The 25025-nt window shown below is 49.2% G+C and carries 25 protein-coding genes and 1 pseudogene; 7 read left to right on the forward strand and 19 right to left on the reverse strand.

Features of this window, described 5'->3' with window-relative positions:
• Positions 1-50 precede the first annotated feature (50 nt).
• From FEK30_RS08675 to FEK30_RS08690, 4 genes are all read right to left on the reverse strand, one after another.
• Positions 51-1112, reverse strand: a complete 1062-nt coding sequence (locus FEK30_RS08675) for an Mrp/NBP35 family ATP-binding protein (protein ID WP_012306542.1) — start codon at positions 1110-1112, stop codon at positions 51-53.
• Between the two features lie 14 nt (positions 1113-1126).
• Positions 1127-2014 (reverse strand): beta-carotene hydroxylase, encoded by an 888-nt coding sequence (crtR, locus tag FEK30_RS08680; RefSeq protein ID WP_012306543.1) that lies wholly within the window; start codon positions 2012-2014, stop codon positions 1127-1129.
• A 348-nt stretch (positions 2015-2362) separates the two neighbouring features.
• Positions 2363-3169, reverse strand: coding sequence for an EI24 domain-containing protein (locus FEK30_RS08685; RefSeq protein WP_138072930.1), 807 nt, complete (start codon positions 3167-3169; stop codon positions 2363-2365).
• 48 nt (positions 3170-3217) lie between these two features.
• Positions 3218-4045, reverse strand: a complete 828-nt coding sequence (locus FEK30_RS08690) for an SDR family oxidoreductase (protein ID WP_138073777.1) — start codon at positions 4043-4045, stop codon at positions 3218-3220.
• Between the two features lie 69 nt (positions 4046-4114).
• Here FEK30_RS08690 and FEK30_RS08695 point away from each other — a divergent pair, with 69 nt between their 5' ends.
• Positions 4115-4990, forward strand: coding sequence for a lysophospholipid acyltransferase family protein (locus FEK30_RS08695; protein ID WP_138072932.1), 876 nt, complete (start codon positions 4115-4117; stop codon positions 4988-4990).
• Here FEK30_RS08695 and FEK30_RS08700 read toward each other — a convergent pair.
• Genes FEK30_RS08700 through FEK30_RS08710 form a run of 3 tightly spaced genes read right to left on the reverse strand, consistent with a single transcriptional unit; the run spans position 4987 to position 7416 of the window.
• Positions 4987-5847, reverse strand: coding sequence for an ABC transporter permease (locus tag FEK30_RS08700; RefSeq protein ID WP_138072934.1), 861 nt, complete (start codon positions 5845-5847; stop codon positions 4987-4989). The two genes, FEK30_RS08695 and FEK30_RS08700, sit on opposite strands and share 4 nt — an antisense overlap.
• Positions 5848-5899: 52 nt before the next feature.
• Positions 5900-6238 carry a circadian clock KaiB family protein gene (locus tag FEK30_RS08705; RefSeq protein WP_012306548.1) on the reverse strand — a complete coding sequence of 113 codons (339 nt, stop codon included), beginning with the start codon at positions 6236-6238 and terminating at the stop codon, positions 5900-5902.
• A 14-nt stretch (positions 6239-6252) separates the two neighbouring features.
• A complete protein-coding gene (locus FEK30_RS08710) occupies positions 6253-7416 on the reverse strand; it encodes a cysteine desulfurase family protein (RefSeq protein ID WP_138072935.1) in 1164 nt (387 codons plus the stop codon).
• 101 nt (positions 7417-7517) lie between these two features.
• On the opposite strand from FEK30_RS08710, the gene FEK30_RS08715 reads away from it, so the two are divergent.
• Positions 7518-8396, forward strand: a complete 879-nt coding sequence (locus tag FEK30_RS08715; RefSeq protein ID WP_138071026.1) for an IS982 family transposase — start codon at positions 7518-7520, stop codon at positions 8394-8396.
• A gap of 159 nt (positions 8397-8555) precedes the next feature.
• Here FEK30_RS08715 and FEK30_RS08720 read toward each other — a convergent pair whose 3' ends face one another.
• The 7 genes from FEK30_RS08720 to pgl form a co-directional block, all read right to left on the reverse strand.
• A complete protein-coding gene (locus FEK30_RS08720; RefSeq protein WP_138072937.1) occupies positions 8556-10022 on the reverse strand; it encodes a glycosyl hydrolase family 57 in 1467 nt (488 codons plus the stop codon).
• Between the two features lie 250 nt (positions 10023-10272).
• Positions 10273-10578, reverse strand: a complete 306-nt coding sequence (gene nuoK, locus FEK30_RS08725) for an NADH-quinone oxidoreductase subunit NuoK (protein WP_198158715.1) — start codon at positions 10576-10578, stop codon at positions 10273-10275.
• A 22-nt stretch (positions 10579-10600) separates the two neighbouring features.
• Positions 10601-11218 carry an NADH-quinone oxidoreductase subunit J gene (locus FEK30_RS08730; RefSeq protein ID WP_138072938.1) on the reverse strand — a complete coding sequence of 206 codons (618 nt, stop codon included), beginning with the start codon at positions 11216-11218 and terminating at the stop codon, positions 10601-10603.
• Positions 11219-11280: 62 nt separating this feature from the next.
• The gene (gene ndhI, locus FEK30_RS08735) at positions 11281-11892 is read right to left on the reverse strand and encodes an NAD(P)H-quinone oxidoreductase subunit I (RefSeq protein WP_062433090.1); all 612 of its coding nucleotides are present in this window, start codon (positions 11890-11892) and stop codon (positions 11281-11283) included.
• 51 nt (positions 11893-11943) lie between these two features.
• Positions 11944-13062: an NADH-quinone oxidoreductase subunit NuoH gene (gene nuoH, locus FEK30_RS08740; RefSeq protein ID WP_030007840.1), complete on the reverse strand. Its 1119-nt coding sequence runs from the start codon at positions 13060-13062 to the stop codon at positions 11944-11946.
• Between the two features lie 210 nt (positions 13063-13272).
• The gene (locus FEK30_RS08745) at positions 13273-14082 is read right to left on the reverse strand and encodes a double zinc ribbon and FHA domain-containing protein (RefSeq protein ID WP_138072939.1); all 810 of its coding nucleotides are present in this window, start codon (positions 14080-14082) and stop codon (positions 13273-13275) included.
• Positions 14083-14119: 37 nt separating this feature from the next.
• Positions 14120-14878, reverse strand: a complete 759-nt coding sequence (pgl, locus tag FEK30_RS08750) for a 6-phosphogluconolactonase (protein ID WP_138072940.1) — start codon at positions 14876-14878, stop codon at positions 14120-14122.
• Positions 14879-14973: 95 nt separating this feature from the next.
• On the opposite strand from pgl, the gene FEK30_RS08755 reads away from it, so the two are divergent.
• The 3 genes from FEK30_RS08755 (at position 14974) to nusB (ending at position 17522) form a co-directional block, all read left to right on the forward strand.
• Positions 14974-15801 carry an HpsJ family protein gene (locus FEK30_RS08755; RefSeq protein WP_099238053.1) on the forward strand — a complete coding sequence of 276 codons (828 nt, stop codon included), beginning with the start codon at positions 14974-14976 and terminating at the stop codon, positions 15799-15801.
• Between the two features lie 257 nt (positions 15802-16058).
• The gene (locus tag FEK30_RS08760) at positions 16059-16823 is read left to right on the forward strand and encodes a DUF502 domain-containing protein (RefSeq protein WP_030007843.1); all 765 of its coding nucleotides are present in this window, start codon (positions 16059-16061) and stop codon (positions 16821-16823) included.
• Between the two features lie 57 nt (positions 16824-16880).
• Positions 16881-17522 carry a transcription antitermination factor NusB gene (gene nusB / locus FEK30_RS08765; protein ID WP_012306559.1) on the forward strand — a complete coding sequence of 214 codons (642 nt, stop codon included), beginning with the start codon at positions 16881-16883 and terminating at the stop codon, positions 17520-17522.
• Positions 17523-17546: 24 nt separating this feature from the next.
• Here the strand turns inward: nusB and FEK30_RS08770 are convergent, their stop codons facing one another.
• From FEK30_RS08770 to FEK30_RS08785, 4 genes and pseudogenes are all read right to left on the reverse strand, one after another.
• Positions 17547-18167, reverse strand: coding sequence for a CPP1-like family protein (locus tag FEK30_RS08770; RefSeq protein ID WP_138072941.1), 621 nt, complete (start codon positions 18165-18167; stop codon positions 17547-17549).
• Positions 18168-18464: 297 nt separating this feature from the next.
• Positions 18465-19379 (reverse strand): annotated as a pseudogene (locus tag FEK30_RS08775) (IS256 family transposase); the annotation flags it as partial.
• A 125-nt stretch (positions 19380-19504) separates the two neighbouring features.
• Positions 19505-20530, reverse strand: coding sequence for an IS5 family transposase (locus FEK30_RS08780; RefSeq protein WP_138071033.1), 1026 nt, complete (start codon positions 20528-20530; stop codon positions 19505-19507).
• Positions 20531-20562: 32 nt separating this feature from the next.
• Positions 20563-20904 carry a DUF2513 domain-containing protein gene (locus tag FEK30_RS08785; RefSeq protein ID WP_138072942.1) on the reverse strand — a complete coding sequence of 114 codons (342 nt, stop codon included), beginning with the start codon at positions 20902-20904 and terminating at the stop codon, positions 20563-20565.
• Between the two features lie 125 nt (positions 20905-21029).
• Here FEK30_RS08785 and FEK30_RS08790 point away from each other — a divergent pair, with 125 nt between their 5' ends.
• Both FEK30_RS08790 and mnmG read left to right on the forward strand, forming a co-directional pair.
• Positions 21030-22535, forward strand: coding sequence for a UbiD family decarboxylase (locus tag FEK30_RS08790; RefSeq protein ID WP_138072943.1), 1506 nt, complete (start codon positions 21030-21032; stop codon positions 22533-22535).
• A 139-nt stretch (positions 22536-22674) separates the two neighbouring features.
• Positions 22675-24594 carry a tRNA uridine-5-carboxymethylaminomethyl(34) synthesis enzyme MnmG gene (gene mnmG, locus FEK30_RS08795; protein WP_138072945.1) on the forward strand — a complete coding sequence of 640 codons (1920 nt, stop codon included), beginning with the start codon at positions 22675-22677 and terminating at the stop codon, positions 24592-24594.
• Here the strand turns inward: mnmG and FEK30_RS08800 are convergent.
• Positions 24591-24950: a (2Fe-2S) ferredoxin domain-containing protein gene (locus FEK30_RS08800; protein ID WP_138072947.1), complete on the reverse strand. Its 360-nt coding sequence runs from the start codon at positions 24948-24950 to the stop codon at positions 24591-24593. The genes mnmG and FEK30_RS08800 overlap by 4 nt on opposite strands.
• Positions 24951-25025 lie beyond the last annotated feature (75 nt).

A 25025-nucleotide genomic window follows, 5' to 3' on the forward strand; every position in this document is an offset into this window, starting at 1 on the left:
ATTGGCCCCCTTTTTTTATGCCGATCAGTTGGATGATTTAGGGGTTCAATTTAAGCGAGGGCCGCCACAGAAACTTTCGCGGCGATCGCCTTAGCGATGGAGACCAGAGCCTTAGCCGAAGCAGATTCTGGTTGGGCGACCACAATCGGTGTACCAGTGTCGCCCCCTTCCCGGAGCGCAATTTCTAGGGGAATGCAGCCGAGGAGAGGCACATCCAATTCGTTCGCGGTTTTTTCGCCGCCCCCAGAGCCAAACAGGTCATATTGGCGATCTGGCAGATCCGGCGGGATAAAGTAGCTCATATTTTCAACAATTCCCAGCACATTCACTCCCATTTGCTGGAACATTTTGAGGCCCCGGCGCGAGTCTAGGAGAGAAACGGTTTGGGGGGTGGTGACAATGACAGCACCGGCCATGGGCACCGCCTGGGCCATCGTTAGTTGGGCATCACCCGTACCAGGGGGCATATCAACGATGAGATAGTCCAGTTCGCCCCAGTTCACCTGGTAGAGAAACTGACGAATGATGCCGTTGAGCATCGGCCCTCGCCAAATCACTGGTTGGTCTGGGTCAATCAGGAACGCCATGGAAACGAGTTTGACCCCGTGGTTAAATTCTGGCTGGAGAATATCTTGGCCGCCTGTTTTATCGACCTTAATCTCTACTTCACCAATGCCCATCATGTTCGGCACATTTGGCCCGTAGATATCTGCATCCAAGAGGCCGACTTTTGCACCAGTTTGGGCGAGGGCGATCGCCACATTCACCGCAACGCTACTTTTACCAACGCCCCCTTTGCCGCTGGAGATAGCAATGATATTTTTGACGTTATCAATGCCCTGTTGGTTGGGCAGTGCTTTCTGTTGAGGCGTTTCGGCGGTGACTTCCACATCCACAGCGTTTACCCCAGGTAAAGGCAGCACAGCATTTTTGCACTCCTCGACGATAAATTCCTTGAGGGGACAAGCGGGCGTTGTGAGCACCAGGGTGAATTTCACCGTACCATTCTCCACAGAAACATTGCGGATCATATTGAGATCCACCAGGCTTTTTTGAAGCTCAGGATCTTGAACGGGACGGAGGGCAGCCAGAATTGCTTGGGTATCAGCCATAACTTCAGGAAAATTTAGGATTTGGGTTTGTGGTGCAGGCGAATGCCCACAAAAATATCGTAGAGGAAACTGAGAAAATCTTTTCCCTGGAGCAGTCCTAATGATTGGGGAGAACCTTTTTGATCTAACAGGGGCTTGATGTAGTAATAGGCGGGTTGATACTTATACCAAGGAATCGAGGGCCACAGGTGATGAACCAGGTGGTAATTTTGCCCAAGGATCAAAAGATTGAGAAGCTTGCTTGGGTAAACCCTGGCATTTTTCCAGCGATCGCGTTCTTCAAAGGGACGATGGGGTAAATAATCAAAGAACAAACCCAGGGCAATACCAACCACCAGGGCCGGGACAAACCAAAAATTCATGATGTAGCCAATAAAACCATACTGGATGCCCAGGTAGACAATGACCCCTAAAAAAGCACGGCTAAGGAACCACTCCAGTAACTCGTAATTTTTCCACAGACGACGCTTAAAGAAAAAGATTTCGTGGTAGAAAAAACGGGCTGCAATCATCCAGAGGGGGCCGCCAGTCGAAACGAAATGATCCGGATCATTTTCAGGATCATTGACATGGGCGTGGTGCTGCAGATGGACTCGGGTAAAGACCGGAAAAGCAAATCCCAGCATTAGGGCACTGGCATGGCCCAAGATGGTATTGACCGCACGGTTGCTATGGGCGGCACGGTGGGACGCATCGTGGATCACCGTTCCCGCAAGGTGCAGCGCTAAAACGTTTTCTAGGAAGCAAATCCAGTCATACCAACCCCAAAACCAATAGCCTCCCACGGAGGTGGCGATCAATCCTACTGCGATGATGACCATCCACACATTGGGGTTCATCCCACCAGGGGGACGCAAATACTCCCTTGACATTACCAATGATGACGCTGCCGCCGCCGTCATAAGCTCCTGTTCTCCTCGATGTCTGTGAAATTTGGTTAATCCTTGGGTAGTTTACAATACTTAAGGCTAATTCATAAACCTTGATGTGCCATAAACACTGTTTAGAAAAAAACAAAAAATGCTTGTAATTCAACGTTTCTAGGCTAATTTCAAGCTAGCCATTTGCTGCTTCGCTGCGTTTGTAAAATACCAAGTCCACGGTTACTTTCTGAAGTTTATCGTCTTCTTCCGTGGCGATCGCCTCGTGGAGTTTGACAATTAAGAGGATTAATGTTCCGTGACGTGATTGATAAACAATCGATTTTCCTGCATTGGGAAGAATTTAAGAGAGTGTCATGTCCTCGGTTCCTAGTCACTGGCTGGGGGATTTAGCTTTGGCAACAGGCGATCGCACACAAACAAAGTCCCAGAGGCAACGCAGAGGGGAATTGTCACGAGATTGAGAAAAGGTAGGCTGATCAACCCTAGACAAACCAGCCCAAACCCCGCACTACCCGGCAAGGCCCGGTAAACTTGCCGTAACTTTTGACGAAATGTAAAGCGCCTTCTCTCAAGGGTGGCATCGAAAAAATCAAGGCAAATGATCGTTAAAGTCACCGCCAAGCCTCCCAGGGAGGACAGTACGCTACCAATCCCCGGCAAAAAGTTGATCCCAAACAACAAAGGGGCGATCGCCAAAACCAAGGCTAATTTTTTTAGTTCAAAGAGAATGGCGCGGCCAATATCGCGGAGAATACCCACTTCAATAATTTCCAGGCGACTGGTGCGGAGTTTTTCAATCTGTTCTGAGAGTTGGCCATACCAAGGGGCACCAAGAATAACGCCAAACTGCACCAGCAGCAGTCCCACAGCAATAAACACTGCCGCAATGAAAATCAGGCCTAACAACCCTCCCAGAAAATTTGCGCCGTAATCTAACCACTGCAACCAAGGAGGTAAGCGATCAATTAAACCAATCAGACTGGTGCTAATCCAAGTGTAGCCAGCCCCCGCCGTCCGCCAAGCCCAGCGCAAAGAAAAAGTATAGAGCAATCCCCCCAGCACGACATTAACGCCAAGGGGAATCGCTAAATATTGGAGAAGCTTCGGGTGACGGGAAAAAAATCTCGCGGCGCGGAACGGGTAACTGGCCCCCCGAATGAAGTCAATGGGCATATTTTTCGGGTCAACTCTACCTTGGGTCGTAATGCTCTGTCTTTCAATCTAAACTTCAATGGTCGGATGGCGGAATGTAAACCCTAAATTTTTTAATTTTTGGTTAGATACACGCACATTTAAGGGGCGATCAGAGGGTTGGCTCGCATCCCAACGTACTGGGGCCAGGGCATATTTTTCGGCCAAACGAGAGAGTAATTCCCGCCGGGGCAGTGGTTCATCACAAACCAGATTGAATAAACCGTTCAGATTATGGATCTGGGCAAACTCGATCGCTGCCACAATATCTGCTAAATGAATCCAGTTACCATATTCGCTGCCGTCACCAGGTCGAACCTGGCCCATGGCCCGTTGGAAAATTTTTTTAATTTCCCGCCCTTCACCATAGATTCCCCCCAAACGCAAAATGCAAACTTGCCGCGCCTCTGTGGCGATCGCCTTTAGGGTTTGTTCCGTTGCCAAAAGAATTTCTGCAAAAACATGAGGTGGTTTGTCGGGGGTCTTTTCATCAACCCAAGCACCGTGGTGATTGCCGACGATGGCGTAGCTGCTGGTATAAATCACCTGTTTAACGGTGTCGTTATGGGTGAGGGCCTGGGCGAGGTTTTGGGCCGTTTTGAGATAAGCCTGCCGATAATTTGCTTCGGTGCGCCCCTTTGAACCCACGGCCAAAAGAATGACATCTTGGCCTTCACAAAGCTCCTGGAGGGCTTCTGGTTGATCGCCGCTGAGGACTTTCACCTGGTGAGCAATCCCTTGTAACTGGGAGACTTTTTCGGGGGTCGTTGTTGTCACGGTCACTTGATGACCCGCCGTTGTCCACTGCTTGGCGATCGCCTGGCCCACATAGCCACAGCCAATAATTGCAATTTTCACCAAGGGAATTCCTCCTTAACAAACCGTGCCATAATTTTAAGCATTGTAAAGTCTTGTTTTGTCGCTATTATGCCCCTTTTTCCGCCATTTCCGCCCCTGGATCCGCCTTTGGATGGCTGGTCTCTTGAGGGGCGTGACCCAGAAACTATCCGGCGTTTGCTGCCCCTCTGGGAGTGGCTCTACAAATTTTATTTTCGGGTAGAAACCAGTGGCTGGGAAAATTTACCGACGGCTGAGCCGGTGTTAGGGGTTGGTTCCCACAATGGCGGCCTTGCGGCGCCGGATATGTGGATGATGATGTATGACTGGTTTCGGCGGTATGGAGTTGAAAGGCCCACCTATGGTCTGATGCATCGCAATATTTGGCTCGCTTTCCCAGAATTAGCGAAAATTGCGGTCAAAACAGGGGCAGTGCAGGCCCACCCGAAAATGGCGATCGCCGCTTTGAAATCCGGGGCCAATGTCCTTGTCTATCCCGGAGGTGGCCAAGATGTCTTCCGGCCCCATGCCCAAAGAAATCAGATTTATTTTGCCGAGCGGCGGGGATTTATTAAACTGGCCCTGCGCCAGGGGGTGCCCATTGTGCCGCTGATTTCCTGGGGCGCCCACGACAGTATTTTTGTCATTGAAGATATCTACGAACCCCTTAAAGGATTTTTAAAAGCGTTTAACCTGCCGTGGCTATTTAACATCGACCCAGAAGTCTTTCCTATTTATCTCGGTTTACCCTGGGGTGTCGCCTTTGGCCCCCTACCCAACTTTCCCTTGCCGACAAAAATGTATACGCGGGTTTGTCCACCAATTCGCTTTGAAAAATATGGCCGGGCCGCGGCGGGCGATCGCCCCTATGTTGAAGCCTGCTATCAGCGGGTTTTAGGGGAAATGCAACGGGAATTAGACCAATTAATCGCTGAGGTCGAATCTCGCCCTAAAAGTTGTCCCTAGCGGCGGTTCGCAGGATTTAGCCAGGTGTTTAAGCCTTCCCCCAGCAAAGATAAACCCATCACCATCAGGGTCATCGTTAATCCCGGAAACAGCGCCGTCCACCAAATCCCCGTTGGCAAAGCATCGAGGGCGAGGCGCAAATCATGGCCCCATTCCGGCGTGCCATCGGGCAAACCTAAACCCAAAAAACCTAATCCCCCCAGGATTAAAATCGCATCGGCAGCATTGAGGGTAAACAGTACCGGTACACTCTGGATTACATTGAGAAACAAATATTTCGACAAAATTCGCCTCGGCGTTGCGCCCATGGCCTGGGCTGCTTCGATAAACAGTTCTGTTTTGGCGCTGGTAGTGCGGTTGCGGACAAGACGAAAATATTGGGGCACATAGGAAATGCTCAAGGCGATCGCCGCATTAATGACCCCTTTGCCCACCACAAAGGCGAGGGTAACGGACAACAGCAATCCCGGTAGGGTATAAATCGTATCCATTAAAAACAGCAGCACCCGGTCTACCTTGCCACCAAAATATCCACTCACCATCCCCAGGGGAACGCCGATTATTAAACTGAGACTCGTGGCTAGCAGCACTACCTTAAGGGCTGCCTGGGTACCAAAGAGAGTGCGGGACAAAACATCGTAACCCTGGCGACTGGTGCCAAACCAATGGTTCCAACTAGGAGGACTATGGATCGGGAAACTAAGGGAATCGAGGGGGTCTTTCAGCCAGCCGACATTTTCTAATAAGGGTGCGCCGATGGCGATCGCCACAAATAGCCCGGTAAGCGTCACCCCCACCAAGGCCAGGCGACGCGAAAGTTTTGCCTCAGGATTTTCCCCTGCCATAACAGCCCACATTAAAACAGAACGTCTGTCAGTATAGCGGTTGGGCGGTCTCTCCCCATGGCTTTTACCAAATATCTAAACCAATCAGAATACTTTCTCGATCGGATAAATCGCCGATAAACTTTCGCAAGGGGGGCGGCAATTTTTTGATCAGAGTCGGGGTCGCAACAATCCGTTCTGATTCAGCGAGATCGGGGTGCTCGTAAATATCAATGATCCGGATTTCGTGGCGTCCGGGCAGATATTCGCTGCAAATGCTTTCTAGTTCGTTGATCGCCCAGCGGGAATGGCTATTACTGCCAGCAACGTAGAGATAAAGCACATAGAATTCATTTTGTTTGTGGTGGATGGGAGGGCTTGGATCTAGCCGCGGGGAGGGATCCTTAGAGAAGTCAGAAGCCATGTATTTGGGTCAGGTTATGCCAGAAGCACGGTAGGTTGTCGCTGCAAAATTTGTTCGAGGGCGATCGCCGTCCATTCTATATCTTCCATTTGAGTTTGTGTACCTAGGGTTAAGCGAATCCCGGAGAGAGCCTCTTGATCGCTATAGCCCATCGCCTTGAGGGTTATGCTGGGATTGAGTTTACCGCTATGGCAGGCAGACCCCGCACTAATACCGATGCCAGCGAGGTTCATTTGACGCACGAGGGTTTTCCCGGTTAGGCCCAGGAGGGACGAATCTTGGCGCAAGGCAAAACTGACATGGTGGGGTAAGCGGGCATGGCGATCGCCTGTAATTTGCAGGTGTTGGCTACTGCTCCCTCGGTTTAACAAAAAATTGCGGAGGCGACTCAAGCGCTCAATTTCTTGGGCCATGGTTTCCTCGGCGAGTTCAGCGGCCATGCCCAAAGCAACGATGCCGGGTAAATTTTGAGTGCCGGAACGTAAATTGTGTTCTTGGCCGCCGCCATAGAGTCGGGGCTGAAGTTTAATACCGTCGCGCACATACAACGCACCAGCTCCCTGGAGGCCATAGATTTTGTGCCCAGACAGGGAAAGCAAATCCACGGGAAGCTGGCGGAGATCAATGGGAATGCGTCCTACGGCCTGAACGGCGTCGGTGTGAAAGGTAATGTGATGTTTTTTGGCGATCGCCCCCAGTTCCGCAATGGGTTGAATGGTGCCCACTTCGCTCTGGCCATAGATCACCGAAATTAAAACCGTGTTGGCTTGAATCGCCTTTTCTAGATCCTGAGGATCTACTTGGCCACGACGATTAACTCCGAGGCGTGTCACTTGCCAGCCTTGGGTTGTGAGGAAATCTGCGGCCTTGGCGATCGCCGGATGTTCCACCTGGGAAATAATCAAATGTTGCGGCTCTCGGTACTGATCGGTAATGCCAAAAATCGCCAGGTTATCGGCTTCGGTACCCCCCGCCGTAAAAATAATTTCATCGGGGTTCGCTGCACCAATGAGGCTCGCCACTTGCATCCGCGCCATTTCCAGGAGAGTAGCGGCTCGATTGCCCCAACCATGTAAGCTTGAGGGGTTGCCCCAGGTTTGGCCACAGACTTCTTGCACCCGCTGGATCACCAAGGGATGGGGGGGCGTTGTTGCGCTGTAATCAAGGTAAATTTGCATGGTGGGCGATCGCTCAATGGTTCCCTTAACGTGAGTTCGGGATAAGGGAAGAGGGGTAGAGTAGTCTGGAAGTGTCCAAACTAAACCAATCTACTCACCCCATGTCTAGTCTAGAAGAACTTTTCTGTAATGTGGATGACTTCTGTCAAATCTTTGAGCCTCTCTGGCATCAAGAGTTAATTCAAGGCGGTACAGTGACTCGACTTCGCTCCCGTCGTTTATGCCTCAGCGAAATTCTGACAATCTTGATCTCCTTTCATCGCGAATCCTACCGTAATTTCAAACATTTCTACGAAAAGTATGTTTGTCAACATTGGCGAGAAGCCTTTCCACACCTCGTCAGCTATCAGCGTTTTATCGAGTGGATACCTTCGACGATTGTGCCTTTATGTGTGTATTTAAAGCATTGTTTCGGGAGCTGCACAGGTATCAGTTTCATTGATGCGACAAGCCTAAAAGTCTGTCACAGTAGGCGTATTCACAGTCACAAGGTCTTTGATGGTCTTGTGGCTCTCGGCAAAACTTCCGTGGGTTGGTTCTATGGTTTTAAGCTTCATTTAGTGGTCAATGAACTGGGAGAGTTGCTCAATGTTCAAATCACCGCAGGTAATGTAGATGACAGAAAACCCGTAGAGGAGTTAGTGCAGCAATTATTTGGCAAAGTCTTTGCAGACAGAGGCTACGTTTCTCAACCGTTAACGGAGAAGTTACGGGAAACCTATGGGATTGAGTTTTTTGCGAAGCCAAAACGCAACATGAAGAACAGATTAATGCGTTTGACAGATAAATTATTATCGAGAAAGCGCTTCATTATTGAGACAGTGATTGACCAGTTAAAGAATATTTCACAAATTGAGCATTCCCGCCATCGTAGTCCGGTGAATTGCTTTGTGAATATACTTTGTGGCTTAATCGCCTACTGCCATCAGCCGAAAAAGCCCTCGCTACAGTTAGACTGGGCATTACAGCCTTCGGCTTAACCCGAACTCACGTTTCCCTTAGCATACGCAAATTAAGGCCAACCCGTCAGCCCGTGCGACCAAGGGAGTATCCCAGCATAAGCCAAAGTCGCAACAAGAAAAAACTCCCCCAGTCCAAGACCAGAAGAGTTTCGCCATCACATCACTCTAGTACAAACCCTAAGCCAAACTTGCAAGCCCATCACTGTAGAGCTTCCGGGCGTAGTCCGTCCAAGTGCCCTGGCCCCAATAGCGGAAACAACTGGTTTCCACCAACAGCAAATACAACAGAGATCGTTGATAAGCTTCTGTTTGCGTTACGCTGGGATCTTCGGCCACGAGGCGGTCATATTTTTCGTGGAATTTAGCGCTCAGTTCGTTCATCGGCTCCAGGACATTTTCATAACCCTTGACCCAACTGAGATCATTTGTCCAGGAAGCGCCATCCACATGGAATTGGTGGTCATGTTCATTTAAATAGGCGATCGCCTGATTGACAGTTTCCGGCGTAACATCTTGATTTTCGGCCTCTAGTCTTGCCCAAATCTTCGCCTGGCCCACCGCCTGACACACTGGATAATCGGCTTCGGTAATACCCTTCGCTTCTAGGAGTTCAAGATATTCCGTGCCATTAAAACCGACAACACTACCGTCATTTTTAATGTCATGCCAAGCCGGGAGATAACCTCCAGGAAACTCATTCATCATCACGCCGCCATTTTCCCCATCGGCGATCTGGGAAACTAAACAGGGCACTGATTGACCCGCTAATTCTTGGCGATCGCGACTCTTGGCTTCGTAATAAGGTTGCATCTGGGCCACCAGCTTCGTATCAGACCCCTGGGTTTTAATCAGTGCCGTAATGCTGATTTCTTCGCCCCGGGAATTTTTCACCACCAGACGATTGGGGAGATATTTATCATCATGGTGTAAACCAGAACCGTCCAAACGCTCCACGGAATGTTCTTGCACTAACAACCAACGATAACCACATTCCTTGAGGGCTTTAATGTATTCAAATAGCGTATCCGGATGATTGGGGAGGTGCATTTCTGGGGGCGAAAATCCCTTAACCCGCTTCAGGGCTTCGACCCCAAAAATTTCTGCAAAATAATGCTGCCAGGCCTGAATTTGCAATTTTAAATCAGGAATAGGCGTCGAAGGGGCTACCGCATGGCTCCACATAGTCCCTAGCCATTCCACATAGGGCTGATAACGGGCATCTGTGGTGATTTTCTTAAGGTTATCGAGGACATCTTCCCGGCCCATTTGCCGTAGACCCCAGAGCAGGTTGCCAGAATAATCCAACATAATCCGGGGGCTACAGCCTGCAGCTACTAGCTCAGGGATAAACTCTCCCATGCGGCTGTAGCACCAAGCAAACACTGTGGCATTGTGGTTATCACCATCATGGGGATTTTCCATCATGTGCTGCAAGTTGCAAATGAGTGCGCCATCGGTTCCGGCGGGAATGGTGGGTTGGTGCATATGAAGGGCGCAGGCAAACCCAGCCTTGACTTGATCAAGATTGAGATCACTCCGATCGAGAAAGATTTTTTCGTGATGATTGACAATCTCTGAAATTTCCTGCTCCTGACCGCAAATATTGGGTAATTGGGTTGCTTGAGGAGAAAGTGTCGAAACCATGTATTTTTCCTTATATATCTTTATCGCAATCACGGGACGATGCTTGAAGATCGCTACGGTCAATCCCACAAGGTCGTTTGTGCTGTCGTGGTCTTAATGTTATCTCAATCCTTTGGGAGTTAAGTTTAAGTTTTAGTTTATCTTGTTATTATTTGATAACCTTATGTTTTGTGAAGAAAAAAAGAGAGACCAGTGGACTGATCCCTCTCAAAAAGATGAAGTTTATTAACTTTGCTTGGTTTTTAAAGGGCTACCATTTCAGCAAATTAAACTGTTCCATATCGATGGTGTTGCGGTTGCGGTAAATGGCAAGGATAATCGCTAAACCCACGGCGGCTTCGGCAGCAGCAACAGTCAGAACAAAGACGGTAAAGACTTGTCCTTTGATTTCGCCGGGATCGAGGAAGTTAGAAAAGCCCATAAAGTTGAGATTGACGGAGTTTAGCAATAGCTCAATGGACATCAACACGCGGACGGCATTGCGACTGGTCACTAAACCGTAAATGCCGATGCAAAATAGGGCGGCAGCGAGAACCAGGATGTATTCGAGTTGAATTTGCATGGGTGTCAAGAAAAGCTTAGTTTTGTTTGGATTTGGGGCTATTTGCGCCAGCGAGCTCCCGGGGACGCTCTGGGAGTTGGAGGCCAGTACTCCCTTCTTCTGTGGTTGTAATCTCAGGAATAATATCGCGACGGGCCAGGATAATCGCGCCCACCATAGCAATGAGGAGGAGCACTGAAGCTAGTTCAAAAGGCAGGAGGAAATCGCTAAAGAAATGTTTGGCGATCGCCACCACAGAATTGCCCACTGCTGCCGGAGAAATCGCTGACAATTCCCAAGGAGTTACCAAAACCATCGTGCCAAGGAGGGCGAAAAGACCCAAGCAGACCAGAGCCGTTGCCCCCTGACGAAGGAGACGACCAGGCATCTGACTGAAGTCTTCTTTTTTATTCACCAACATGATGGCGAATAAGATCAAAACATTAATCGCCCCGACATAAATCAAGACCTGGGCTGCCGCGACGAAATCCGCATTTAACAGAATATAGAACCCAGAAATACTGATAAACACGCCCCCCAGCAGGAACGCTGAGTAGACAATATTTTCAAAGAGCACAACCCCAAGGGCTGACCCCAGCATCATCACCATGAGGATGACGAACGAAACAATTTGAACACCTTCTGCTAAATTCACAGTTTTTTTAAAACTCCTGCTAAATTCACACCTGCACTAATCTTGCTTAGCCTATCTTGGCTTTATTGATCTGCTGTTTCTTGTTGCTTTTTGGCCTGTAAGCGTTCGAGAATATCCTCTGGATGCTCGCCAGCCCGCTGACTGCCTTGGGGAAGATCATGGGGGTCAATGACACCTTGGGGCAAGTAGGCCAACTCCCGGAGGGGGGTCACCATCGGATCTTGGGTGACTTTGTAGGGCAGACGACCCAGGGCCACATTATCGTAGTTCAATTCATGGCGATCGTAGGTGGCCAGCTCATATTCTTCTGTCATCGATAGACAATTGGTGGGGCAGTATTCGACACAGTTACCGCAGAAGATACAAACCCCAAAGTCGATGCTGTAATGCTTGAGGGTTTTCTTTTTGATACTTTTATCAAATTCCCAATCCACGACGGGGAGATTGATCGGACAAACTCTTACACAGACTTCACAGGCAATACATTTATCGAATTCAAAGTGAATTCTGCCGCGGAACCGTTCTGAGGGAATCAGCTTCTCGTAGGGATATTGCACTGTCACGGGGCGTCGCCGCATGTGATCAAAAGTTACCGAGAGACCCTGGCCAATATACTTCGCTGCCTGGGCTGCATCCTTGGCATAGTCACCGACTTGTTTGAGGATTTTAAACATAGGACATAGGGTGGGAAGATCAACAAAAAAGGAGAAAGAAACGGCGAAGCTTTAGCCCCCAAAAGCAATGGGGAAAGCAAGTTTTAGGGCCGCCGTGAGCAATAGGTTAACGAGGGCAACGGGGAGGAGAAACTTCCAGCCAAAGTTCAAGAGTTGGTCAATGCGTACCCGCGGTAAAGTCCAGCGTAGGAGGACAGCGATAAAGACCAGGGCATAGGTTTTCACGAGGGTCATAATAATCCCCAAGGAGGCGGTGATCACCTGAAGCCAAGGGGTGCTGGGGGCAACATTTAACCAACCGGCAAGCTTATCGAGGGGAATGGGAAACTCCCAACCGCCTAGGTAGAGAATCGAAACAATCAGGGCCGAAAGTACGAGGTTGACATAGGAGCCAACGTAGAATAGACCAAATTTCATCCCAGCATATTCGGTTTGGTAGCCAGCGACGAGTTCTTCTTCTGCTTCGGGTAGGTCAAAGGGGAGTCGTTCACATTCGGCAAGGGCAGCAATCCAGAAAATGAGGAAGCCAATGGGTTGTCGCCAAATATTCCAGCCTAAAATGCCGTAACCGGATTGCTGTTCAACAATGTCAATGGTGCTCAGGCTATTGGACATCATGGCGATCGCCAATACAGCCAGGGCCAGGGGAATTTCGTAGCTGATTGATTGGGCAGCAGCACGCAGTCCCCCTAGTAACGCATACTTGTTATTGGAAGAGTAGCCTGACATCAAAAGGCCAATGGGAGCGATGCTTGAGAGGGAAATCCACAGAAAAATCCCCACGTTCAAATCCGTAATCACCAGGTTTTGCCCGAAGGGAACGATGAGATAGGACAAAAAGACTGGAATGACCACAAGAGCAGGCCCGAGGGTAAAGAGCCAGGGATCTGTTTTAGCGGGGACCACATCTTCTTTAAAAACCAGCTTTAAACCATCGGCCACCGGCTGTAAAACCCCTAGGGGGCCTGCATATTCCGGGCCAACCCGTTGTTGGGCTGCCGCTGAAATTTTTCGCTCTAACCACACCACGACTAAAACACCCACTGTCGCGCCAATAATCATCAGTAACAACGGTAGGGGTAGCCAAATAGTCTTGGCAATTTCATGGGACAACCCAAAGGATTGGAGGGTTTCGATAAAACTACCTTGAAGATCGATTCCTGAGTTCATAGGGGTTCTTTGGCCTGCACGATGGATTGTTAAGGGAATGTATCGAGGCAGGGATTTCCAACAAAAGTGACATCACTGAATTAGTATATCGTTGTTCCGGGAAACTCCGTTATCAGAACCTCTTAGGGAATTTTAGGGGCTATTGATAAGTTTTTCTAAACCAAGGTACGTCAATAGCCACTGCAAAACGCCAGGATTGGAAAATCGCCCTTAACTGATTTGGAAAATAAACGTCACCTTATCGCCTTTGCCTAAACCAATGCGATCGCCGGCCCGGAGTCGATGTCGGTTACCGACGGGGAGGGGCACATGGTTGATATAGGTGCCATTGGAACTACCGGTGTCTTCGATATAGTAGAGGCCCGCTTCTTGGCGCAGGTCAGCGTGTACCCGTGATACCACTTCAGAACTCGGAAAACCAGAAACATCAATATCTGGTGGGACGGTCTCATTCGGTTTGCCGATGTGAATCACATCGAGGTGTTCAGGAATTTCTAAGGCCACCTGGGTTTGCACATGGAGCAAGCTGGCGGTCTGCACTTGAATTTGGGTTGCCTGCATTGACCCCTGGACAGTGGTTGGGGCAGGAGCAGGGGTAGGCGTTGGCGGCACCTCTGGGGCAGGGCTTGGTTCTTCAAAATCGAAAGTGAAAGGATCAGGCAATTCTGGAGATTCGGCAACGGCAGGGGCAGCGGCTTCTTCTTCCTCGAAAAAATCAGGAAAATCAGGGAAATCTGCTTCGGGAATCTCTGGGAAATCCAGGGTGGGCTCAGGGGGAGCTGTGGGGGGGGCGCTGGCACTGGGGGCATTGGGAACCACAGTTTTGGGTAACTCCTCTGTTACTGCCATGGGAGCGGCCTGTTGCAGGTTAAAACCACATTGACCACAGAAGGCGGCATTACTTTGGACACTAGCGCCACATTGGGGGCAAGCCGATGCTTGGGGGAGGGGGGTATAACAGGCTTCGCATTGGACAGCGCCGTCAGGATTTTGGTGGTTACAGTTGGGACAACTAATCATGACAGTGGGTGGTCAAAGGGAAAAGAATGGTTTTATTTTAAGGCTCTGGGCGAGATTTCGTTTGATAGATTGCTTGATCGGGGGCGAGGCGATCGCCAGCAGCAGCATCCAGGAGCCACCAGAGGACACCGTGGTCTGGGTTGATCAGTTTACTGGGATAGGCAAACCCATCGGCATCGCTATGGAAAATTTTCTGGAGCGCCTCCTGTTTATTTTCCCCAGCGACTAGGAAAAGAATGTTCTGGGCAGCATTAATCAGGGGCACGGTAAAGGTCAGCCTGGGTTCTCCCTGTTTCTCGCCGACGGTGATGAGGCGATCGCCAACGGTTAGGGCCGCCGTTTGGGGAAATAACGAAGCAGTATGGCCATCATCCCCCATACCCAACAGCACAATATCAAAACTAGGCCAGGGGCGATCGCCAAAAAAATTTCTCAACGTTGCGTCATAGGCCGCTGCATCTTGCTGGGGGTCTGCGGCTGCGGTCGGCATCGGGTGAATATTGCCCTCCGGAATCGGCACCTGATCCAGCCAGGCGAGCCGGGCCATCCGTTGATTACTATCGGGGTGATCGGCGGGCACATAGCGTTCATCTCCCCAGAAAATGTTGAGTTGCGCCCAGGGGAGGGATTGTTCTGCTAATTTTTCGTATAAAGGTTTGGGGGTACTGCCGCCGGCAAGGGCAATGGTACAGACACCACGACGGGCGATCGCCTCCTCAATCCGGCCCATGACAATACGCAGCGCCCGTTTAATGAGTTCCGGTTTATCATCCAGGATTTCCAGGTATTTTGTCATAAACTTTACAGAGGACGAACCATGCCCCCTAAAATAGCGTTACTCGTCATTCTAGTGGTGACACCCATAAACGCCCATTGACTGATACATAAAGTATGAATAATGTTCGCCTTGCTTCTTTTACGTCCCTGAGCCTCAAGATTTTGGGGGGCGTACTGTTAATTTCTTCTTTCGTTGATTACGTCATTGCCGCCTTCCCGTGGCTGCCCCTGGACAATGCTTGGCAAATTAATTTCACAAATCAGGTAGTCGGTAGAGGGCTTAACCCTTTGATTGGGATTGTGGCTCTGCTTCTGGGCAGTTGGCTAGATGACAATGCCGGAAAACCAGCAAAACTGCGCGCCTCCATTACAGATGGTCGTTTTTTAAGTTTTCTTTTTTCTCTCGTCCTTGGAGTGATCTTCTTGATTCTCATCCCTATCCACCTCGATAATATGCAGGGCATTCGGGAACAGGCGATCGCCCAAATTGAACAAGAAACCCAACAACGGGAACAACAAGTCCAGCAGCAATATAGCCAACTCCAAGCCCTTGCCCAAAACCCCGAAGCCAAACAACAACTAGAGCAACAGATCCAAGAAATTGAAACAGCCCTCAACTCTGGTCAAGTTCCCCCCCAGCAGATCGCCGAAGTCGAAGCTCAAAGACAAGAATTCCTCAACTACCAAACATTCGTCAATGACCCCGAAGCCCTGAATGCGCGGCTAGAAGAATTACAACAAAGCGTTGTTGAACTCCAGACACAACAGCGCCAAGAAGCCAACCGCAGTGTCCTCCAGGAAATTATCCCAACCACTATCCGCAGTCTCTTGTTAGGAATTGCTTATCTGATTGTGGGTTGGCTTGGCGTTCGCAATGCTTGGTTCAATAAAACAAGCCCATCCCAAGCCCCCAAACCTGAAGCACCTGCCGATTCCGAATAATACTTTTCCCGCTTGGGGTGACCTCGACGGGTACTTGTCACCCCACTTTTTCCAACACAGTAGCACCCAGACACGTTGGCAACCCCAAAGAATTCAGTAAAATAGATTACGTCGTCTTTTTTCTTAACATTTCACTTATTTTTCTACCCTAGTCCCCAAAATTTCCCTGATTTCCTAAACCGACAAAAACGACTACCCACTGTACATATTCCCGCCATTTCGTCCACCATCTCCCTACCAGGAAACCTCGCCCTACCGTGTTAGAACGTCTGAAACAAGATTTAAAAAACGATCTGATTGCCGGGTTGCTCGTTGTTATCCCCCTAGCGACCACCATTTGGTTGACGATCACGATTGCGACTTGGGTGATTAATTTTTTGACGCAAATCCCTAAGCAGATTAATCCGTTCGATGGCCTGGACCCAATCCTGACCAATGCCTTAAATATTGGCGTTGGGATCACCGTTCCCCTGACATTTATTCTGGTGATCGGTCTGATGGCACGAAATTTTGTCGGACGTTGGCTGTTGGATGTGGGGGAACAAATTCTCCAAGGGATTCCCCTAGCAGGCGCAATTTATAAAACCCTCAAGCAACTATTAGAAACTCTCTTGCGGGATTCCCAGAGTCGTTTCCGACGGGTAGTGATGGTGGAATATCCGCGACCTGGTGTTTGGACGCTAGGTTTTGTCACAGGAACAGTCAGTCCCCAATTACAGGCCCAGGTGGCCGATCCTCTCTTGAGTGTGTTTATTCCGACGACTCCAAACCCCACCTCTGGTTGGTACGCAATGGTGCCAGAAGATGATGTGATCAACCTCTCAATGTCCATTGAGGATGCCTTTAAAGTCTTAATTTCTGGGGGCATTGTCAGCCCGGATGCAGAGACCGAACGAAAATCAGTGCGGGGCACAATTCCTCTCAATCTGACCCGCCGTAAAAAGTCCCGTGAATTGGAGCGTCCCCTTGAAGAATTGAATAGTCCCCAGGCGGATATGCTTTCTCTAGAGGAAGAAGTGTAGTTTAATGGTGCCTCTGAGTGACGTTGATTTTCCTTATTGTTTATCCCTAGTTAGACTATGCCCGCCCGTAAACAGCCCCGTAGTGTTGCCCGTGAAATTGCTCTATTGAGCTTGAGTCAGATCAAAGGCAAGCCCGATAAGTTAGAAGCCGTAGAGCTTGATGAATTGATGTTGGCAGCGGTTCGGACCCTGAGTAGCGAAATCCATGACATTTTAGAGGATGCGGCGAGTGAGGTTTCCCGGGCAGAGGAGCAATTACTCAGAAGTGAAACGTTAGCGGTTAATGTCAAGAGTGCGCGCACAATGGCCGCAGATGCCCTGGAATTGACCCGTGCGGCAATTAATCGTTTGGGTCATGTGGTGGAATTGCCAGAATTTTTGCAGTTGACCCGCCAACATGAGGTGCGCAATTTTGCGTTAGAGATTCTCACAACCCTCCGCCGTCGCAATGATCAGATCAAAGAGGTCATTGACGGGTCTTTAGTGGATTGGCAATACCATCGTCTGCCCCGCTTAGACCGGGATATTCTGCGCATCGCTGTGGCTGAAATTTTGTTTTTAGAAACGCCCTATAAAGTGGCCATCAATGAGGCCGTAGAACTGGCAAAACGCTATTCTGACGAAGACGGCCATCGTTTTATTAATGGTGTTCTGCGCCGGGTTAGCGATCGCCTCCGGGCTGAGGACAGCCTCAAATAGATGCCCTTCAGGTCGTTATTATCATTATCTTAAGAAACTCGTCCCTAAGCCAAAAACAATACTGGTGAGCACTAATAGGAGATGTTCGGGGGCGATCGCCACTGTGACACCAGTGCTATTGAGGAGGGCATTCACACCACTACCGAGGGCAATCCCTGCGACCAGGGCAACAATCCCAATCAGAGCGGCTCGCCCAAAGCGCTGTTCTTTACGGTAGAGCAAATAAATATTCGCGATCAATGCCACAGTCAAAAGGGTTGAGGTGAGATCCGTTGCGAGGAATATTCCGGCAATGGCGATCACCCCATTGACACCGAGGGCGGTATATAAGGTGTTGGTTTCTGGTGTATCCCGTAAATTGACCAACCACTGGGGCAGTTCGGGAGACTTCACCAACGGTTGAGACGCCTGCGCCTTCTTCTGAGAAGTTTCTGCAAAGCGAATTTTATCTGGAACATCGAGGGTGCCCTGTTGCCGTTGTCTAAGGCGGTCCATAATAATCGCATCGTAGGCCGCTTCGAGTTTGTCTACTACGGCGCGATCGCCTTCGTATTGGGCGCTTAGTTTTTGTTTGGCTGCTTGGATCTCTTCAAATGAAGCCGTTTTTGCAAGCCCAAGGGTTTCGTAGGGATTTTGTTCGCTCATTCTCCTCCTCCTGTGAGCATGCCACTGGGTTATTGGAACATCCTTAGATTCTTAATGTAACCCAATCATCATACAGTTTATTATTATGAGCGTTTTCCGGTGCGCTTTCCATAGAGCAAAATTTTTTCTGGTGATGATAGCCGGGGCGATCGCCTCAAGACTTGCCCAGACCAGAGAGCATACATCCCCATACCTAACGCTAGCTGATCAACGGAGTAGGTACTCGAACCACTCAGGCTCCCTAACCCGCTGCAATGTACAAAAGGGCTATTGTCAAATCTGGTGTATGAGAAAGAATTAAGCGGCATCCTGTTGTTGAGATGATGGGGGTGTTTTTTGAACTTTCAATCCATCTTTAAATGGAACTCCTTCAATGACATCGGCAAGATATTTGAAGCCTCGAATGCGCAACCACCGTTTCTGAGCACTCTGCATTAGTTTGAATACCAAGGCCAGAATCGTTACCTTGGAAACACATCCTCTGGTTTTATCGGTTCTCAATCTCACGGTCGCAAAAGTCGATTCAATGGGATTGGTACTGCGAATATGCTGCCAATGGGGTGCTGGAAAATCAAAGAAGGTAAACAGACTATCGCGGTCTTTTTCCAGACATTTTGTCGCTTCTGGATATTTGGCTTCATAGGTTTGGATAAAACGCTCATAGGCTTGTAGAGCATCGGCTTTAGTCCCAGCGCGATAAATCTGCCAAATGCCCTCCTTCGCTTCCATTTGTTGTTTCTTGGGTAATTTATCGAGGATATTTGCCGTTTTGTGTACCCAACATCGTTGTTTGCGGGTCTCGGGATAAACCTGAGCCAAGGCATTCCAGAATCCCAGAGAACCATCGCCAATGGCCAGTTCTGGAGCGATGGCCAAGCCGCGCTGTTTGAGGCTCAGCAGCAGGGGTTTCCAGCTCAATGCCGATTCACGATATCCTGCCGCTAGGGCTAGCAATTCTTTCTCGCCGTTTTCCGTCACACCGATGAGCACCAGAATGCATTGTCTTTCTTCGGCGCGGATGTTGAAATAAATCCCATCTGCCCACACATACACATAGCGCTTTTGTTGCAAGGAACGCTGTTGCCAGGCTTGATGCTCCCCGACCCATTTCTGCTTCAGGCGACTAATCGTTGCTGGAGACAATCCACTTGCTTCCTCTCCCAGTAATGACCCTAGGGCTTCTTGGAAATCTCCTGTTGAGATGCCCTTTAGGGAACCTCGAAATTTTCAAAAAATGGATAGGCTTTGAGAAAAACTATCAGTCACAGCATAAAAGCAAAAATATTTGCTCATATGATGTTGTCAATTCACCCTATTTGCCTCCATTTTTTTTGATTTTAGGCACAAGATTGCTGCAAGTAGACGTACCGTCGGAAGTTGTAGGCTAAGTTCTTCAGGGCAATTTGTGTCTCAATACGAGCATGACCAATCACCCTTTCCATCTTGCCCCCCATAGAGGTCACAAAAGTACCAAAGATATGCTCCACTCTCGAACGGACATGAGAGCGTTCTTTATTTCTGGCTTTTTGTGTCTCACTTAGGGGATGATTACGGTTCCCCTTCTCATGAATATGACTGTCCATACCCATCAGTGCTAATACTCTTTCCCGTACTTGGATTTGGTAAGCACTGTCTGCCCAGATGCCATCCCCTCTATTACTGCCATCCAAGACTGCCGCAAACATTTGACTGTCATGCACTGAAGCTGCTGTCACTGCATATTTTCTGATGAGTTTATATTTCACATCGACATTGATGTGGTTCTTGTAGCCAAAGTGATTCTCCTGATTTTTCTTTGTCCAGCGAGCATCACAATCCTTCTGTCGCTTTTTCCTGGGCTTATCTTTCCAGTCTTCGGGAATTTTGCCTGATTTCACTACTTCATTCTCTTCCCGACGATTGCGCTGTCTCGGTACTGGGATGAGTGTTGCATCAATTATTTGTCCTTCTTCTGCTTGATATCCTTGTTTTTGCAAATAGCCTTCAAATTTCTCAAACAGTGCTGCCGCTAGCTTTTGCTCTACTAGCTTTTGTCTAAATAGCCAGACTGTTGTCGCATCTGGTACTTTATCTTCGATGCCCAAACCGACAAACTTCATGAATGATAGCCTGTCATTGACTTGATATTCTAGAGCTTCATCACTAATACCGTAGAGCCTTTGCAGTATCAGCAATTTGAACATTCGTACGGGATCTATTGCTTTCCTGCCCGCCTTACTTTTTCTCTCTTTTGGTTGAACCTGATTGAGAATCTCTCTAAATTCTTCCCAAGGAATCCATTCATTGAGCTTGACGAGGATATCTTGTTTCTCCTCCAAATACTGATGTCGTTTTTCCCAATCCCAGAATCCTAATTGACTCATCTTGAGACACTGCTTTGGCGATACTTTGGTATCTATGATCTCATATTCTTGCTTCGCTTCAAGCTATTTTTCGAGATCCCCTTCCGTTGATTATTATTTATCTCAAGAAAATCATATCCTTTGGATGTCAATCGATAAACAATAACTGAGAAATAACCATCAGATGTTCTCTCAAATTCTTTTGCTTCTATTAACCCATCATCACGTATCATCAAAGCATGTTGATATAAATCGTGAATATTATATTTGCCGACATCTATCATTTTACATGCACCTCCATATTGAGTCCCTTTACTAATGAATACTGGAAGGTTTTCTTCACAATTTTTGACTTGATTTAATATCCAAATTATTAAGTCCCGATTACGTTCCATAAGACTTTACTTGCAAAGCTTTAAGGTGATTTTTTCAATTTTATAGTAAGTTCAAAACTATAATTCTCTCTCACAAGTGCTAAAACCGTTAAGCTATATTACGTACTCATTTTCAGACGGCAGACATGGCACGGGATTTACGCGCATTTATCAAATTGGTAGAAGAACGGGGGCAACTGCGCCGCATTAAAGCTCTGGTGGATTCGGATCTAGAAATTGCCGAGATTGCAAACCGGATGCTCCAGGTGGGTGGCCCAGCGTTGTTGTTTGAGAATGTGCGGGGGACTTCCGTTCCGGTGGTGGTAAATCTGCTGGGGACAGTGGAACGCATCTGTTGGGCGATGAAAATGGAAAAGCCCGAAGAATTAGAAGATCTAGGCCGAAAATTGGCGATGCTCCAGCAGCCGAAGCCACCGAAAAAGATTTCCCAGGCGATTGATTTTGGCAAGGTGCTGTTTGATGTCCTGAAGGCGAAACCCGGTGGGAGTTTTTTCCCTCCTTGTCAGCAGGTTGTTGTTGAGCAGGAAGAACTGGATTTGGGTTTGATCCCGATGTTGCGGCCCTACCCGAAGGATGCGGGGAAAAATATTACCCTCGGCTTGGTGATTACAAAAGACTGTGAAACGGGTGTGCCCAATGTAGGGGTTTATCGCCTGCAATTGCAATCAAAAAATACGATGACGGTGCATTGGCTCTCGGTGCGGGGGGGCGCGCGTCACCTGCGCAAGGCGGCAGAAAATGGCAAAAAATTAGAGGTGGCGATCGCCATTGGTATCGATCCGATCCTGATCATGGCGGCGGCAACACCGATCCCTGTGGACTTGTCAGAGTGGCTGTTTGCAGGGCTATATGGCGGTTCTGGGGTGGCATTGACCAAATGTAAAACCGTCGATCTCGAAGTGCCCGCCGATGCGGAATTTATCCTCGAAGGGACGATTACCCCTGGGGAAATGCTCCCCGATGGGCCATTTGGCGATCACATGGGTTATTACGGCGGTGTGGAGGATTCCCCCTTAGTGCGCTTCCATTGTCTGACCCACCGCAAAGATCCGATTTATCTGGCTACCTTTAGCGGTCGCCCTCCCAAAGAAGAAGCGATGATGGCGATCGCCTTGAACCGGATTTATACACCGATCCTGCGGCAACAGGTTTCCGAGATTGTCGATTTTTTCCTGCCGATGGAGGCCCTCAGTTACAAGGCCGCGATTATTTCCATCGACAAAGCCTATCCTGGCCAAGCTAGACGGGCGGCCCTCGCTTTCTGGAGTGCCCTGCCCCAATTTACCTATACGAAATTTGTGATTGTGGTGGATAAAGATGTAAATATCCGCGATCCCCGTCAAGTTGTCTGGGCGATCAGTTCTAAAGTTGATCCCGTGCGGGATGTGTTTATCCTGCCGGATACCCCCTTTGATACCCTCGATTTTGCCAGCGAAAAAATTGGCATGGGCGGCCGCATGGGCATTGACGCGACGACAAAAATTCCCCCCGAAACTGACCACGAGTGGGGTGAAGTCCTTGAGTCCGATCCCAAGATTGCCGAAAGATGCGATCGCCGTTGGGCAGAATATGGCCTCGCTGATATCGATTTAACCGCCGTTGATCCCAACAAATTTGGCTACGAAATGTAGAAAACAATCTCAATCAAATCAAAAAAATATTCCCAAAATTGCAGGAGCTAAACTCGCATTTGGCCCAACGAACAATCTGCCTCGCCTTGATAGAATATTGAATCCCTAGTCCTAACCCACCATTCCCCAAAACAAAACAATGCTGCGAACCCCCGTTGATTTTCAAGATGAGTTTGATGTCATTGTCATTGGCGCTGGCCATTCCGGTTGTGAAGCGGCCTTAGCTTCGGCCCGTTTAGGTTGCCGCACGCTGATGTTGACCCTCAACCTCGACAAAATTGCCTGGCAACCTTGTAACCCGGCTGTCGGTGGCCCCGCAAAATCCCAGTTAACCCACGAAGTGGATGCCCTAGGAGGGGAAATCGGTAAGATGGCAGACCGCACCTATCTCCAAAAGCGGGTGCTCAATGCGTCCCGGGGGCCAGCCGTCTGGGCCTTACGCGCCCAAACCGACAAACGCGAGTATGCCGCGGTAATGAAAAATATCGTTGAAAACCAAGATAATCTTGTGATTCGCGAGGGGATGGCGACGGATCTTGTGCTAGGCGACAACGATGAAATTTGTGGGATTCAAACCTATTTTGGGACTTGTTTTGGGGCCAAGGCTGTTGTCCTAACAACGGGGACTTTCCTTGGGGGCACGATCTGGATTGGGAACAAATCGATGCCTGCGGGCCGGGCCGGAGAATTTGCCGCAGTGGGCATGACGGAAACCTTGAACGAGTTAGGGTTTGAGACGGGGCGCTTAAAAACAGGCACCCCCGCCCGGGTGGATCGCCGTTCGGTCGATTACAGCAAAATGGAAATTCAACCGGCAGACGCAGAAATACGGTGGTTTAGCTTTGATCCTGAAGCCTGGGTAGAGCGTGAACAAATGCCCTGTTACCTGACTCGAACAACCCCAAAGACCCATCAATTGATTAAAGATAATCTGCACCTGTCTCCCATCTATGGTGGCTTCATTGATTCCAAAGGCCCCCGTTATTGTCCGAGCATTGAAGACAAAATTGTCCGGTTTGCTGATAAGGATTCCCACCAAATTTTTATTGAACCGGAAGGGCGCACGATTCCAGAGCTTTATATCCAAGGTTTTTCGACGGGACTGCCCGAAAGTCTCCAGTTACAAATGCTCCAAAGTCTGCCGGGGATGGAAGATTGTGTGATGCTCCGCCCAGCCTATGCGGTGGAATATGACTACTTACCCGCAACCCAGTGTTACCCCACCCTGATGACCAAGCGGGTCGAAGGTTTATTTTCAGCGGGACAAATCAATGGCACCACGGGCTACGAAGAAGCAGCAGCCCAAGGAATCGTGGCAGGCATCAACGCGGCGAAATTTGCCCAGGGTCAGGACATGGTTGTTTTCCCCCGGGAACAAAGCTATCTAGGCACTTTGATTGATGATCTGTGTACAAAGGATTTGCGGGAACCCTACCGGATGTTGACTTCCCGTTCGGAATATCGCTTGATTCTCCGTTCTGATAATGCCGATCAGCGGTTAACACCCCTGGGCCGGGAAATTGGTTTAATTGGCGATCGCCGTTGGGCCTTGTACCAAACGAAGCAGGAAAATATTGCTGCCGAAAAAGAACGACTCCACACGGAGCGGGTCAAAGAATTGGATCCCTTGGGTCAGAAAATTGCGGCGGATACGGGCCAAAAAATTAAAAGTTCTGTGACCTTAGCGGATTTATTGCGGCGACCCAAGTTCCACTATGCCGATCTCGCCAGTTATGGCTTGGGGAATGAGGCGCTCACCCAGGCAGAGCAAGCAGGGGCAGAAATTGATATTAAATATTCTGGTTATATCAAGCGGCAACAAAACCAAATTGACCAAATTAGCCGCCATGCGAATCGGAAGTTGCCGGAAGGTTTGGATTACTTGACGGTGGAAACCCTGTCGATGGAAGCCCGGGAAAAATTAAATAAGGTGCGCCCCCTCACTATTGGTCAGGCCACACGCATTGGCGGCGTCAACCCGGCAGATATTAATGCCTTGCTGGTTTATTTGGAGGTACAACATCGTCAAAAAAACGCCCAGGAAGCCGTTACCTCCTAAATCAACGACCCTGGGGGATGAATTCTGGGGTTAAGTTTTGCTCGCACGGGGTTAGCGATATTTCGATGCCCTAGGGGATCACCTTGGTGGAGTGCGGCACAAATATGGGGCACATCGGCAGGAGTTACCTGGCAATACCACACCTCTGTGGGTACCAGGCGCACGGTCACACCCAAGTGGCATTGGCCTTGGCAGGGACTGGCGATCGCCAAGACCCGCGGCGGTAGGGATGCCCGCTGAAAAGCCTGAAGAATTAACGCACTTCCCCGCTCACGACAGCTCCGGTGCTGGCAAACCAAAAGATGGCGATCGCCGGGCTGACCGGGCGGAATAATGGTCAAACTTGTTTGGGACATGGCGAAACAGGACACAGCAGGGGGCAGCGGGCAATTTTTAAATTAGGCGCGACAATGGGGATGAGCACTGATCTA

Origin of the sequence: Picosynechococcus sp. PCC 11901, assembly GCF_005577135.1 — a bacterium.
In the GTDB taxonomy this organism is placed as follows: Bacteria; Cyanobacteriota; Cyanobacteriia; order Cyanobacteriales; family MRBY01; genus MRBY01.